The organism is Paenibacillus sp. R-74696, from assembly GCF_055814915.1.
On the sequence record NZ_JBPULM010000030.1, the window covers coordinates 133,694 to 148,346 of the forward strand.

13 protein-coding genes are annotated in these 14,653 nt (G+C 47.2%); 2 read left to right on the forward strand and 11 right to left on the reverse strand.

The window, feature by feature from the left end:
- Positions 1-75: 75 nt before the first annotated feature.
- From ACSR9A_RS12345 to ACSR9A_RS12360, 4 genes are all read right to left on the reverse strand, one after another.
- Complete coding sequence (locus ACSR9A_RS12345) at positions 76-1,308, reverse strand: hypothetical protein (protein WP_473757503.1); 1,233 nt, start codon at positions 1,306-1,308, stop codon at positions 76-78.
- A 248-nt stretch (positions 1,309-1,556) separates the two neighbouring features.
- Positions 1,557-2,153 (reverse strand): histidine phosphatase family protein, encoded by a 597-nt coding sequence (locus tag ACSR9A_RS12350; protein WP_473757504.1) that lies wholly within the window; start codon positions 2,151-2,153, stop codon positions 1,557-1,559.
- 82 nt (positions 2,154-2,235) lie between these two features.
- Positions 2,236-2,838, reverse strand: coding sequence for an anti-sigma factor (locus ACSR9A_RS12355; RefSeq protein WP_341278147.1), 603 nt, complete (start codon positions 2,836-2,838; stop codon positions 2,236-2,238).
- Positions 2,835-3,431, reverse strand: coding sequence for an RNA polymerase sigma factor (locus ACSR9A_RS12360; RefSeq protein WP_056028760.1), 597 nt, complete (start codon positions 3,429-3,431; stop codon positions 2,835-2,837). Before ACSR9A_RS12360 ends, ACSR9A_RS12355 begins: the two co-directional genes overlap by 4 nt.
- A gap of 381 nt (positions 3,432-3,812) precedes the next feature.
- Between ACSR9A_RS12360 and ACSR9A_RS12365 the strand changes: the two genes are divergently transcribed.
- Together ACSR9A_RS12365 and ACSR9A_RS12370 are read left to right on the forward strand one after the other, a co-directional pair.
- Entirely contained in the window at positions 3,813-5,027 is a 1,215-nt protein-coding gene (locus ACSR9A_RS12365) for an MFS transporter (RefSeq protein ID WP_473757505.1), read from the forward strand.
- Between the two features lie 280 nt (positions 5,028-5,307).
- Positions 5,308-6,159 (forward strand): collagen-like triple helix repeat-containing protein, encoded by an 852-nt coding sequence (locus tag ACSR9A_RS12370; protein WP_473757506.1) that lies wholly within the window; start codon positions 5,308-5,310, stop codon positions 6,157-6,159.
- A 377-nt stretch (positions 6,160-6,536) separates the two neighbouring features.
- On the opposite strand, the gene ACSR9A_RS12375 is transcribed toward ACSR9A_RS12370, so the two are convergent.
- The 7 genes from ACSR9A_RS12375 to fabZ all read right to left on the reverse strand — a co-directional run bounded on the left by ACSR9A_RS12375 (position 6,537) and on the right by fabZ (position 14,647).
- Complete coding sequence (locus ACSR9A_RS12375) at positions 6,537-7,631, reverse strand: prephenate dehydrogenase (protein ID WP_473757507.1); 1,095 nt, start codon at positions 7,629-7,631, stop codon at positions 6,537-6,539.
- Between the two features lie 4 nt (positions 7,632-7,635).
- On the reverse strand, positions 7,636-8,733 hold the full coding sequence (gene hisC / locus ACSR9A_RS12380; RefSeq protein WP_473757508.1) for a histidinol-phosphate transaminase: 1,098 nt from the start codon (positions 8,731-8,733) through the stop codon (positions 7,636-7,638).
- Between the two features lie 139 nt (positions 8,734-8,872).
- Positions 8,873-9,625 carry an ABC transporter ATP-binding protein gene (locus tag ACSR9A_RS12385; protein WP_473757509.1) on the reverse strand — a complete coding sequence of 251 codons (753 nt, stop codon included), beginning with the start codon at positions 9,623-9,625 and terminating at the stop codon, positions 8,873-8,875.
- Between the two features lie 22 nt (positions 9,626-9,647).
- Positions 9,648-11,987 carry an ABC transporter permease gene (locus ACSR9A_RS12390; RefSeq protein WP_473757510.1) on the reverse strand — a complete coding sequence of 780 codons (2,340 nt, stop codon included), beginning with the start codon at positions 11,985-11,987 and terminating at the stop codon, positions 9,648-9,650.
- Positions 11,947-13,251: an MFS transporter gene (locus ACSR9A_RS12395; protein WP_473757511.1), complete on the reverse strand. Its 1,305-nt coding sequence runs from the start codon at positions 13,249-13,251 to the stop codon at positions 11,947-11,949. Before ACSR9A_RS12395 ends, ACSR9A_RS12390 begins: the two co-directional genes overlap by 41 nt.
- A gap of 186 nt (positions 13,252-13,437) precedes the next feature.
- Complete coding sequence (locus ACSR9A_RS12400) at positions 13,438-14,073, reverse strand: TetR/AcrR family transcriptional regulator (protein WP_473757512.1); 636 nt, start codon at positions 14,071-14,073, stop codon at positions 13,438-13,440.
- 151 nt (positions 14,074-14,224) lie between these two features.
- Positions 14,225-14,647 carry a 3-hydroxyacyl-ACP dehydratase FabZ gene (gene fabZ / locus ACSR9A_RS12405; RefSeq protein WP_473757513.1) on the reverse strand — a complete coding sequence of 141 codons (423 nt, stop codon included), beginning with the start codon at positions 14,645-14,647 and terminating at the stop codon, positions 14,225-14,227.
- Positions 14,648-14,653 lie beyond the last annotated feature (6 nt).

The following is a 14,653-nucleotide window of genomic DNA, read 5'->3' on the forward strand; positions in this document are numbered from 1 at the left end:
GTTCAGCATCCAGCTGCTATGCATCCATTCCTTTACATTAGCGTGGGGTGATTCTATCAACTGCCGCAGCCATTGTCAATACATGAACAATCGGTTCTGCTCTTCCAGGCTAATGCCCAACATTACCGCTTTGCCCGCCTTCGTCGTTTTGATGACCATGCCGTGCAGCTCATGCTCTCCTAGCCGTATTAGACCAAGATGGACGAGCATACCAAGCAATCTGTGCTGAAAAATCCGCTCCGCATCATCATAATAGAATGGTTTAATGAGCGGAACCAGTACCTGGCTGAGCGATTGCGCCGTTACCCACTGATCCGATAGTCCGCCAATCCATTGGACGAGCGCTAAAATGTTCGGAATCGGCCCTTTATACTGCTTAAGCCAGCATTTGTACAACTGCTGCAATTCATTTGCTGGAGCTGTAAGCAGCCTTTCCTGCCCTCCTGGCGTGAGCTTTAAGCCCAGAGGCTCCTCTACAAAATAGTTCATTTGCACGCAATAGTCATAAAGCAGCGACATTCGATTCGGATAATGGTGAAAATATTTGCCGTAGCCGAATCGCCACTCTCCCTTGCCCGGCAGCTCCTCCTTGATCGAAAACAAATCAAGCAGCTGCAAGCTAAAGCGCTTGTATAGGGAGCCGTCAGCCGCCATCGTCACTTCGTTGTGATGGATGTAATGCAGCAGCCCGCGAATATCGGCCTGCAGCAGTTCCTGCTCATCGCGGTACACATGAGGCTCATCCACATACACAAGCTGTGCTGCAAACTTGCGTTTCAATGTTTCACGAAACCGCTGCTTTAAATCTTCCGGGACCTGAAACAAATAACGGTTCTGCCCGGTGAACCCGTTGAACAGCCAGCCCTGATGCTTGAATTTAACGATTATATCCCGGGGGCTGATTTCCTTCATAACAGGCGTTTTTTTGGAACGGCGCTTCGGCGCAGGCTTGGCGGGTTTCTGATTAGATGAGGCTTTCTCTGCTGCAGCCGGCTGCTCACCCTTTGTTTCCTTTTGAACCGCGCTCGCTGCCTCAGGACCATTAAACCTGCTCTGCTGCGCACGAGCCAGAAGCTCCTCCAAACTAAAAGCGTCTCTCGTCTCGAACAGCAGCGAGTTTAAAAACCGCAAATCCTCAATCGCCATGCTGCTGATTTGTTGCTCGAAAACATCATTTCGGCTTACAGCGCCGAGAATCGACTGAATCAATTCATTTTTGGAGTTGCTATTGCACTCGCATTGGTAGACGGAGGCAATGCGGCTGAGCTGCCCGATATCTGCACAGCCGAGCATATCCGATAAATTCATAGTCTCTCCTCCTTCGCGCTTAACTGCTGCTTTAATGAACAGCCTTGCTTGCACTCATGATTGTAGAGCAGCCTTTTTTTATTACCATTATGGGAAGAAACTCAGATTTTATAACCGCAGTTCCGGAAAAAATAGTTTTTATGCTTTTTTTTCAAAAAAAAACGCCATCCCTCCGGTTAGAGGAATGGCGCTGCTATCGATGCAACCCAGCTGCTTCTGAGAATAATAAAGCAGCTTTCATTATTATTTTAAACGCCGACCTGATCGAGCTGTTGCAAATGCCGGCTGCAATTGTAGAGCAAGGACTCCCAATCATTTCCCTTAAACTGAAGGATGGAATAAGACATATTATCAAGAAACTGTTTATCAAGTCCTGAGCACAGCTCATCCAGCAGCTGCGCCAGAAAGCTTCCATGCGTGACGACAAGCAGGCGCCCCTCGGGATTGCTTTGCCGCCATTCCTCTACAAAAGAACGCCCACGCACGCGCACAGTCTCATCAGACTCCTGTCCAACTTCAGCCTTGCGCCAATGCTCACCCCAGCGCGTTATCCGCTCCTGCTCCGTCGTTCCTTCTATATCGCCATAAAAACGCTCACGCAGCCGATCATCCGGTGCCAGCAGCGGAATGTCCAGCTTATCCGCGACAATTCGGGCTGTCTCACGGGCACGCAGTAAATCACTGGAAATAACAGCATCCCACAGCTTCTGATCTTCGCTTAGACGGCTTGCGAGTGCCATCGCTTGAGCAACTCCCCGCTCATTCAAGGGAATATCGGTTTGCCCTTGAATTTTTCCAAGCTTATTCCAATCCGTATTGCCGTGACGCACCAGACCTATTATCATCCCGCCAGCCTCCCCAGCTTAGTTGCACTCTATTACCGCAAGGTAACGCAAACAAGGGCCCCCTGTCAAGGAGCCCTTTGCGCTAGCTGCGCGTTCTTGATAACCAGTTTAGCATAAGCAGCGTCATGACCATGCCAAGCAGCGACAGCGCCACCCAATACTGTGGAAAAGCCGGAACAACCTTAAGAACAAAAGGATCGCTGATACTTGCAACCGGCACCTCATATTCAGCGCTAATGACGAGCCCGCTGCCCGAAGCATTAGCTGTATCCATAAATCCTGTTAATTGGGCCAACTGATCCGGACTTGTACTCGTTTCGTTGCCCACGACGAAAAAGACGAGCGCACAAACGAACATCGCCATGCAGCCAGCCACAACAAGGGCTACATTGCGACGAAAGGAAGGAGAAAACTGATAGCTTTTGTGTGTAACCGGCATGAGCCAAGATTCCTCTGCATAAATGCGATCCATGACTCCGCGCGTCACATGATCCATTGGCGGCAGTTCTATGGAATCATCCTCGGCAATACAGCGAATCAGCTCCTCGCTCTCTTCCCACAAACGGAGCTGCTCCATGCAGTGCTCACAATCAAGCAGATGGGCCTCCATCTCCTGCCGCTGCGGATCTTCCTCCGGCAGCTCCCAGCACATATGGAGTTTGTGTTGAACGTCTTCGCATTTCATCGCGTTTTCATCCCTTCAAATTCTTCCACTCCGAGAGCTTCGCCAAAATAAGGCTCCAATTGAACCTTCACACTGGCTCTGGCTCTGAATAACAAGGATTTCACAGAACTGACCGTCTGCCCTAAAATGCTGGCAATTTCCTGGTAGTCCATCTGGTCATATTCTCTAAGGATAAGTGCGGACCGTTGTTTTTCAGGCAAATTATTAATTGCTTCGCGCACCATCGCCATGCGCTCATTGCGAAGCACAAGCTGCTCCGGACCAGCATCGGGGGCCGTAACCGGCACAATGCCCGATTCATCCAGAGACAAATTCGCTGCTTTCTGCTTGCGCAGCTCGCTAAGCACAGTGTTGCGGGCGATCGTGTAAAGCCACGTGGAGAAAGAAGCATCCACCTCGCGAAACGAGTGCAGGCTGCGATAGGCTTTATAAAACGTTTCCGAGCATAAATCCTCTGCAAGCAGCTCAAGCTTCGCGCTTTTGAGCATATGAAAAATAAAAGATAATATTTTGCGCTGATAACGGCTCATTAGCTCTGAATAAAGCTCAATGTTGCCATCTTTAATTTCCCTTATTAATTGGGAATCAGTCATGACAGGCGAACCTCCCCACCTGCGAATTCATCTTCCCGGCCCTGTTATCATTAAATTGTACCAAGCCGGAAGCAAAAAGTTGCGGTATGTATAATAAAAATTACGAATCGCTGGTCTAACAACATAAATTCGCGCCGCATAATCAAAATCCTGCTTAATTCGACAAAAGGATAAATGAGGAATTTTTTAGAAAAAAGAGCTTGCCTTTGAAAATCTCCCCTCCTTAACCCTATTGAACAAAAGAAAAGTGGTTAAGCAGGCAACTAATCCTGCTCAGCCACTATCGCGTTTGCCTATCTACCTTACAGATAATACTGACATGGGCGAAAATAACGTATAACGACGACTGCTCAAGGTTATGATACTTTAACGAAGGGAGGAATGAATGTGAATGAGAAAAAAAAGTGGGATTTATCAGCTCTAGCAACAATTCCGCTAATTATGACGCTTGCGAATTCAATGCTCATTCCTGTCCTTCCCCTTATTCAAAAAAAATTACATATCTCTTCTCTTCAATCCAGCCTCATTATTACAGTCTACGCCGCGATATCGATCTTATGTATCCCTTTCGCCGGTTATCTTTCCGATCGTTTCGGAAGAAAACGAATTATCGTCATCGGGCTGTGTATTGCTGCTGTCGGTGGTTTAATCTCAGGTTTAGCTGCATGGCTGCTGCATGATCATGTTTACGCATTCATTTTAGCAGGCAGACTCATTCAAGGTATCGGAGCCGCTGGCGCATTCCCGATCGTAATGCCATTAGTTGGCGATATGTATAAAAGTGAGGAAGAAGTTAGCAATGGACTCGGCATCATTGAAACCTCTAATACTTTAGGAAAGGTTTTAAGTCCAATTCTAGGTTCTACATTAGCATTAATTATTTGGTTTCTTCCTTTGGCTGTCATTCCAGTCATTTCAACCGTATCTATTCTGGCCGTTATTTTTCTCGTCAAATCACCTAAACAGCCCAATACAACAAAGCTTAATTTTAGAGATTTTCTTATTTCCCTTAAAAGCATTTTCGCCGAAAATGGGAAGTGGCTGTATGTCATATTTACACTTGGCGGTAGCGCCATGTTTATTATGTTCGGTTTTCTTTATTATTTATCATCCATCCTTGAAGATAGTTATCATATAGATGGTATTTGGAAAGGCACACTGCTGGCCATCCCTCTCAGCGCAATTTGCATCGCTTCTTTTGCATCTGGGAAATGGATTGGAAAAAATAAAATAAAAATGAAATGGTTAACTGTGGTTGGTTTTGTATTTATCGCCGCTGCCATGCTTATTAGTGGATTAACCAATACGAAAAGCTTATTTTTCCTAATATCTCTCATGTTTATTAGCGGATTAGGCATCGGCCTTGTTCTACCCAGCTTAGATGCGTTAATTACGGAAGGAATAGATAAAAAACAGCGTGGGACTATCACTTCTTTTTACAGCAGCACAAGGTTCATAGGCGTTGCATGTGGTCCATTAGTGGCTTCCATGCTTCTACTTCATATCGCATGGTTGTTTTATATTTTTGTAGCTATTGCTTGTGGTTGCTGCTTAATTGCTTTGTTTTTTATAAAACCGAGTCAAATTAAAATATAGAAAATGGGATCAAATGCTCTCTATTTGATCCTCTAATAGGACTCCCGATAGAGATGTTTTTACTCATTAGGTACTGATCATAACGCTACGCCTAATACAGTTAGCATGGCCTCCATTATTAACCCCTTGACAATCCGTACTATTATAAAAAAGGCTACCATCTATCGTTATTCGCCCTTCTTGCACAAAGATAGATATTAGTCTAGTAAACCTTGGGTTTTTACCCTTCCAAATTTCCAACTCCTACGTATGATAACTCAAATCTTAGGAGGTGTATTCATTGAGTTGTACGATTAATAAGAACAAAAACAAAAAAATGAAAAGCTGTCATAAAAAAGTTATTACGGTTTGTAAACCTAAAAGAAAAAAGAATGTTATTATACAGAAAAAAGTTGTTAAAGTATCGTGTCCTGCCCCTAAAGTTAAAGTTAATGTTACCCCTACACCTGGTCCACAAGGATTGCAAGGGGCGGCTGGCTCAACAGGGCTGACGGGTCCACAAGGACCGGCTGGAGCTATTGGACCTCAAGGGACAGTTGGAGCTACTGGACTTCAAGGACCTGCTGGAGCTACTGGACTAACAGGACCTCAAGGGCCTCAAGGCGGGCAAGGAACTACTGGACTAACAGGGCTAACAGGACCTCAAGGACCACAAGGACCTCAAGGGCCAGCTGGCGGTATCTCTTCCTTCGCCTTCCTATGCAGCACGGAAGAACAAGATGTTGCAGCAGCAGCGGTACCAGGCGGGCAAGGAGGGGCAGTAACCTTTAACAATACGGTTATTAGCGCAACTGCGCTTACGTTCTCTCCCCCAAGCGATATTATCATTAACGAAAACGGCTTTTACAACATTAGCTGGGAAGTATTCCCAACCCCTGGAAACTCTGCATTTGGATTATTCTTCGATCCAGACGGCGCAGGCCCAGTTCTTGCAACACTTGTGCCTTGCAGCAACTACGGTTCAGGAGCAGGCAACAATCCCTACCAAGGTCAAGTCGTTGTTCAATTGACCGCTGGCGGCGTATTGACTTTAAATCGTATTGATAGCATGGGCAATGTGGTATTGCAAAACGCTATCGGCGGCGGAACGCCAACCGTGAGTGCCTCTATTGTCATTGAAAAACTAGCATAATCTAGTCTACTCTACAGGGCTGTTACCAGAAGTCATTAGCAATGACTTCTGGTCAGCCTTTTTTATTTAGAACCATCTCTCTATAAATGTCCTTAAAGCTTCTTTCGTAATACAACAAAAAAAAAGACCGCCATATAGGCGGTCCATGTTCATTTACAGAACATAAGTTTTGGATAGGAGTGGAGAGAAACCATACTGTACTTTTATTATATGTATACGCTTCCAATATGTCAATAAGCGTTTTCATTTTTTCGAAATATATTTTGAAAACGCTTATATTCCTTCCAGCTAATGTCGCTTGTTCGTCAGACGCATGGTTTCTAAATAAAAAAGCCCCGCAATAGCTCAAAAGCTGCTGCGGGGCCAAATTGCTATTTTTACTGATGAACCGTAAAGCCCGCATCCGCAAGCACAAGCTGAGCCTGATCCAAATCCTCCTGTGTGCGGAAAGACAGCCTTAGAACGCCTGGAACGTCCTCTCTGCTCTCAATAATATGGATATTGCTCAAATTGATGCGCTCCTTGCCGAGATCGCTGGCGATTTTACCAATAATACCAGGATGATCGGGTACGTCTACATAACAATCATAGATCGAATGCAGCATGCCCTTGCGGCGCTCAGGCAGCTTGCTGCGGAATTCGCCAGCTGTACGGAATGCTTCCTCGATGCCTTCGCCATCTTCCCGCTCCAGCAGGTCTGCGAATGTAGCGATTTCTGCATTCCAGTCTCTCAGCAGCTTAAGCAGCACGCTTTTGTTATTGACCAGAATGTCGCGCCATACGACCGGGTCGCCTGAGGCGATACGGGTAATATCGCGGAAGCCTCCAGCTGCAAGCGAAGCATAAAGCTGATCCTGCTCATTGTAGCCGCGGATCTGGTTGACCAGCGCAACTGCAATCATATGCGGCAGATGGCTAATCGCGCCCACGATTTCATCATGCGACTTTGCATCCACACTGACAATGTGCGCTTTCGTCAGCGCAAGCAGCTGGGTGAGCTTGTCCAGCTGGCCCTGCGGAGTCGACGCGTCAGGCGTGAGGACGTAAAAAGCATTTTCGAACAAATGGGTCGATGCCGCTTCAACGCCGGAGCGCTCCGAGCCTGCCATCGGATGCCCGCCGATAAACGACACGCCCGACTGGCTCTCCAGTCTGCGTCCGCATAGCGCCACAGAAGCTTTCGTGCTGCCGACATCCGTCACAATACAGCCCGGCTTCAGCGGCAGCTGGCTCAGCTCTTCTACATACTCCTCCAGCATGCCTACAGGAACACAAAGGAATATAAAGTCAGCGTCTACAGCCGCCTCCCGAACAGACGTCGTTGCGGAATCGACGACGCCACGATTGACATATTTCTCTGCGGAGGACGCCCGGTTGGAATAGCCGACAACCGTTACGTCCGGCTTGCCCTTAAAACAAAGGGCAAGTGATCCGCCAATTAATCCAACGCCAAATATCGCTATTTTCACCATAACCCTATGACTGCACCGCCACTTCCTGCAAAACCTGCTCCAAAGCAGCTATAAACTGCTCATTTTGCTGCTTCGTGCCTACGCTGACCCGAATATAGGTCGGGTAATACGTCCAGCGGGAACGAATAATAAAGCCTTTGCGCAGCAGCGCATCAAATACTTCCGGAGATGGACGCTTTACATCGACCATAATAAAATTGCCATGCGCCGGATAATAAACAAGGCCAAGCCGGTCAAACTGCGCAGCAAAATAAGCGATACCCGCTGCATTTTGCTGCACAACATGCTGAATAAAAGCCTGATCAGACACGGCCGCTTTAGCCGCTGCCTGCGCGATTCTCGTTGTATTAAAGGGCTCCCGCACCTGATTAATAAAGCGAAGCACCTCCGGGTCGCCAACGCCATAACCAATACGAAGCGCCGCTAATCCATATACCTTCGAGAATGTGCGGAGTACGATCAAGTTCCGGTAGCTGCTCAGCAGTTCAATGCCATTAGGAAAGGCGGGATCTGTTACAAGCTCGCAATACGCCTCATCCAGCACAACGAGCACATGGCTCGGAACCTGCTGTAAAAAAGCAGTCAGCTCATCCTTCGTCACAATGGTGCCGGTCGGATTGTTCGGATTGCAAATCCAGATGATTTTCGTACGCTCCGTTACCTTTGCCAGCATGGCAGGAAGATCATGCTTGCCATCTTTCAAAGGCACCTCGATGATGCGAGCGTTCTCAATTTCAGCGTTATGCTTGTACTGCGGGAATGTCTCGTCTGCCATAATCGTTTCGTCCCCTGCAACGAGAAACGCACGAGCCAGCATTAAAATAATTTCACTAGAGCCTGTGCCGAAAATCAGCTGCTCCGGCTTTACGTTAAGATGGCCCGCAAGTGCTGCTGCAAGCTCAATGCTCGCGCCATCAGGATAAATATTCGTTTGGTTCAATTCTTCCAAGATTGCCGCTTTAGCCTGCTCCGAACAACCATGTGGATTTTCATTGGAAGCCAGCTTCGTGACTTCAGTTAGCCCAAGCTCTCTCTTCACATCTTCAACCGGCTTGCCAGGCTGATAGACAGGGAGATGTAAAATATTATTTTTTGGCTGCATGCTGCCGACCACCTCTTCTTATATATCTACAGATTAATTGATATATAAATATCAATTGCATAAGGCTTATTGTCTCACATCTTGCCCCGCTTTAAAAGATGTTCTATTGCAATTGATCGCGTCTGCCTTAAGAAAAAATCTAAAATCCCATCTCGGCAAGCCATGAGGATAGTTTTGCTTCCCGCACCTTCAATTCAGCCTGACCGAGTACCCGCTCGCCCACGATGCGGCCATCCAGCATAAATAATACGCGCTGTGTTTTGGCAGCCACCTTCGCATCATGGGTCACCAGCAAGATCGTCGTCCCCGCATGATTTAAATCGGCTAAAATAGCCATGACCTCATCGCTTGCCTTGGAATTAAGAGCTCCTGTCGGCTCATCGCCAAACACGATTTCCGGTTGGTTGATCAGCGCCCGGCAAATGGCTGCCCGCTGGAGCTGTCCACCGGACACTTCCGCCTTGTCAGCATTGGCAAGCTCGGCAATTCCAGTCCGCTGCATCAGCTCGCTGGCCCGCCGGTCAATAGCAGCGCGACTCTCTCTTTTCGCCACATAAGCGGGTAAAATAATGTTGTCGAGCAGGCTGAGATTTTTCAAAAATCCGCTCTGTTGAAAAACAAATCCCATTTTGCTCAAGCGAAGCTGAGCCAACCGCTCTTCGGATAGACTGCCAAGCTCTTGCCCTTGTATGGCAACACTGCCGGACGTCATTTTGTCCATCCCGCTAATCGTGTACAGCAAGGTAGACTTGCCGCAGCCAGAAGGCCCCATTATAGATACAAACTCACCTGCCTGCAATTGCAAATTCACATTTTTCAGCACAGCCTGTTCATTATTTTTGCCTACGGAATAGCTTTTGTTTACGTTTTTCGCCTCTAACACGATGGTCATCACGATGCCCTCTTTTCGAAAATTATTTAGCTGCGCCAGCACTTTTGACATTTGCCGTTATGGTTAAGCTGCTAAGCAGCGTCGTTACTAGCCCTACAGCGAGGAATATCAAAGGAATAAGCATGTAGGCCACAAACGGATTAACGACGAACTCGACGCGGGCTGCCCCCATAAATGACATCAGCATGCTGACTACGCCCTGCCCAAGACTTCCCGCTGCTGCGGTACCTAGCACGATCCCCGCCAGCAATACCGCCAATGAGCGGATGACGTACTGCAGGCGGATATTTTTCAAGGAAAACCCAAGGCTTCTCATAATGACGATATCAGAAGCGTCTTTCACGATCAGCATGTTGAAAAATAAAGCGGTAATCAGCAGCGCAATGGCGAGAGCTGCCGCTAAGGTGAGCCCCGTTATTTTTTGCAGCTGGCTTATGGTGGAGCCAAGTGTCTGAGATAAATAATCTTCCATAAACGTCACCTTAGCCGGATAGAAGGCAGCTGCGTATTCAGCCCTTTTTTCGCCAATTGCAACGCCCGGCTTTACATCCAAGCTGACCATATACCAGAGGACGGAATGTGCTTCATAAGGCAGCAGCGCTTTAGCTGTCTTGCCGCCATTGGTCACATCCTGATAAATGCCCGAAAGCTTCAGCACTCGTTCTTCCCCAGCAACGATGAGCGTCAGCGTGTCTCCGAGCTGCTTGCCGCGTTCCTTCGCATGCAGATAAGAAAGAGCGATCTCATCGTTTGCAGCGGGAGCAGCCCCGCTTAAATAAGCTAGCGGAAACAGCGAAAAATCGCCTGTTTGCACACTCACATTTTCATAGACACCATCGTCGCTGCGCATCTTATAAGAACTCGTTACGAGCGGCGAATAGAGTTCCACGTCATTGTCGTGTTGAATATAGGCGATCATCTCGTTGTATCGCTGCGCTACGTCGCCTGTTTGCCGCATATCAATTTGAATATCGCTCTTCCCCGCCCCCATATAAGTCATAAAATCAGGTGATTTCATCGTATTCAAAAAATTCACAGGCACTATGATCAGGAAGAAGCAAAGCGTGAATACGAGGGCCAGCAAGCCGAATGTTTTAATCCGGACGAACACATCCTGAATGCCGACAAATATATTTACAGGGATAAGCCGGCTGCGATGGAGCTTCAGCCGTTTTGTCATCCGCCCTTTGGCCGAAGTGCTGCCTGAGCGTAAGGCTTCAACGGCTGATATTCGCTTAAATCTCCCCAAAACCAGACGGCAGAACAACATCACGGATAGAAAAATACAACCTGCCCCCAGCAAGGGGATGATATAGCTTAGCGCATTTTTTTCAGCTGTGCCTATGTATAGACTCCGATTTGCCATGAAAGCCCGTTCTGCAAATAAGGAAAGCACCCACCCCGCCATAGTCGCTGTCAAAGCGATCAGCCGATATTTCATTAAATAAAGCTGGCGGATTTCGCTTCCGGCTATACCAATCGCCTTCATGACGCCAATCTCATAAACATCCTCCTCCAGCGCAGCGAGCATTGTAAACCGAAGGCAGAGAAAGGCGATGACGATCAGCAGCACGCTGGCTAAAAGGATGACAACGGCCGCAACGCCATCCGTCAGCGCATTCAATAGCCGAAATTGAGCATAGGTAATCGCAGTCCCTTGGTGCGGAAGGCCAGAAGCTAGGTAGAGCTGTTCAAATTCGCTCGTTCGCTCCCCATCATGCAGCAGATATTCGATCAAATATTCTTTTTCGGCAAAATAGCCCTTAAGCGTCTCCCAATCCGAATCGCTTACAACGATACGCTTTGAGCTGACAATAGACGGATTCATCTGGGCATCCCTAACAAAATCCTTTATTGTAAAGGTTTTGCTAAAGGAGCCCGTCGCCAGCCGCACCGTATCCCCGAGCTCCAAGCCATGCTGCTGCATAAAATAAATCGGCACTGCTATTTCGCCCGGAAGTACATCCAGCCGCTTATTGTCCAAATCAAGTAAAAAATCGAACGCTTTGTTTTGCTTCACAAGGCTCATTTCCATGACGCTGCCCGCCTCTGACTCGCCGCTGGCGCCGAAATAAACTTGAGCTGGTTCAATAGAAATCATCTCAACGGTTTGCTGCTCCTTCACCAGCTTATTGCGACTGGCAAAATCCTCTATCTCCTGCTGGTCGATTTCCCCGGCATGCATCTGTACAAAATGAGGGACGCCCGCTTTCTCAAACCAGTCATCCACCGAACGAAACAGCTCCAGAAGCATGCTTGCACTGCTTGCCACTAGCAGCGAGGAAATCATAATAAACATAAATAAAATAGCGGTAATCAGCTTATTCCTTGCGATATCTTTTCTCCACATCTTCTCTAGCATCTTCCTGCCCCTTCTCTATTTGATTGTGATAAAACCTTTTTGTCACCCAAGCCATCACTAGCATTGCTGCGAACATGAGCAGCGCAGGGAAATAAACCCGCAAGCTAAACGTTTCAAACAGCTTGCCGTAGACGATTTGCCCCACAGGTGCCGCAATCTGTGCGACCGCCATTATAATGGCCATCACCTTTCCAAGCAGGTCATTAGGTGTCTGCTTTTGCACCCGGGTCAGCACAAAAATCGAAATCATCGTCAGTGCCATCGCAATCGGAACAACACTTGCCATAAATAGAACATAGGCTGGATAATAGCCAAGCCCCAGCATCCATGGCGTCAGCGACATCGATAATGGCAAAATCAATGCAGCAATGATGAGCAGCCACCGATACAAAGAGCTCATTTGCATTTTTTTCGCAAAGATTCCGATCGTTAGTGCGCCTAAAATCGTGCTGCATTCCACAATGCCCATGCCAACTCCATAAAGCGTATCGCTGCTATGCATCGTAACCCGCAAAATAATCGGCCCGCCGACGACAAAAAACGGCGTTAAAATAAAATTGAGCAGCGCCGCTAATATCATCGCCTTTAAAATCGAGCGCTGCTGGGCTACATAGGCAAACCCTACTTTCATATCTGCTGCAAGCGTTGCGACGATATTTCGCTTCTGCTCGCGTTTTACAAACGGGATCTCCATAAATAGCTGCATGACGGCTGACAGTAAAAAAGCGATACCGCTTCCGATCATCAACGTTTGCAGGCCAAGGACACCATACAGGATGCCGCCAAGCACGGGGGCCGCCATTTGGGCAAGGGAGCCGATGCCATTCACCATTCCATTGGCCTGCTCAAGCCGGCTCTCCTGCACCAGCAGCGGGATGCTCGCTTGCACAGCAGGCTGGTACATCGCGCTGATCAGCGAAAGCAATACCATCACCATACCAATAACAACAACCGTCGCGTGGCCCCCCGCCAATAGGAGCAAAAAGCCCAGAACAACCATGCAGCTTGCAAAATCGAATATAACGATTAAATGACGGCGGTTGAAGCGATCAGCAATGGCCCCGCCAATTGGCGACAGCAGCAGCGGGATGCTGGATAACGCATAGAGAGTGCCAAAAATATCCGCTCGTCCTGTAAGATCCAGCGCATAAAGCGATAGCCCAAAGCGCAGCAGAGCGCTGCCCAAAATCGAGATAATTTGTCCCAATAGGAGCAACTGGAAGCTTCTTCCGAACAGCTCTTTTTTCACTTGGCTTTGTATCATCGATTAGCTCCTCCTTAAAAATAGGTTCGTTTGTCTATAGACTGACCGTCAGTCTATAATACTCAAAAAAATAAGCCGGCATACAAGCGTACCCAACAATTGAACAGGTATCAGATAACTGGATACGCTAACGGCCACGCCTTTCATGGGCAGCTTGGATGCAGCGCTAAAGCGGGGGATTCTAGGTTAATTCGGGTTAGTCAGCATATCAAAAATAAAATCAAAGCTGCCTTTTATCGCTCCCAGCGTCGTTTCCATAACATGAATAAAAGCCTTCGCCTTCTGGATCATTTCCTCTGGCTGCCATTCGAATAAACCTTCATCGAACAGAAAAGTGGAAGATACAATTAAAAATTCAACCGTCTCCTTGGGGTATTCGGTCTGAAAAATTTGCTCCTCTATGCCTTGCTCAATGACTGTTGTTAATACAGGCGTCAAGTGAATAATGGTCTGTACGAGGCTTTTCTGATGCATTTCGGCATTGCCGACCTGGTGGAATTGCTCCAGCAGCAGCTCCTTACGGTCACCATTCTTAGGCTTCTGAGCCATCAAAATTTGAAACAGCTTGACCAAGGTCGGCAGCTCCGAACTTGCGGCTATACTTTTTGCAGAAGCAACATCCGCCGCCACAATCCGTATAATGATCGCGTCCATAACTTCCTCTTTGGATTTAAAGTAATAATAAAAGGTCCCCTTCGCAATGCCAATCTCCTGAAGGATGTCATTAATCGTCGTTTTATTGTAGCCCTTCGTATAAAAAAGCATTTCTGCCGTATCTAAAATTTCATTTTTGCGTTCTTCCGGATCTTTCAGTATACGCATCGTCCGCTTAGTCGCTCCTTTCTATAGACCGTCGGTCGGTCTAGTGCTAGTATAGGCCATTATTTGAGCATAATCAATCTTATTTTTGAGCTGACATAAGAAAAACGCCTTGCGGCGTTCTTTCTATTGCTGATGTTCCCCGCTTAAAAACCTAAATCGAACTGAATGCAAACATTATTTCAGCTTCACAAGCCAGTTCATTGTTTACCGCGGCGACGCCTTTTCCTTTAACTATCTGCCCCTTGATTCGAGTTACTTCGAATGTAAGAATAAGTTGGTCTCCTGGTTTTACTTGCCTCTTGAATCGACAATTATCAATACCAGTCAATAATCCTATTTTACTGCTTTCTCCTTTAGACATAACGATACCACCAACCTGCGCCAGTGCTTCTACAATCAAGACTCCAGGCATAACGGGATAGTCGGGAAAATGACCAATGAAATAAGGTTCATTGATTGTCACATTTTTAATTCCAACAGCTTTTTTACCCTCATCAATTTCCAAGATTCTATCCACCAAAAGAAATGGATATCTATGAGGAATTACCTCTTTTATTTTTTCAATATCAAACATGGATTT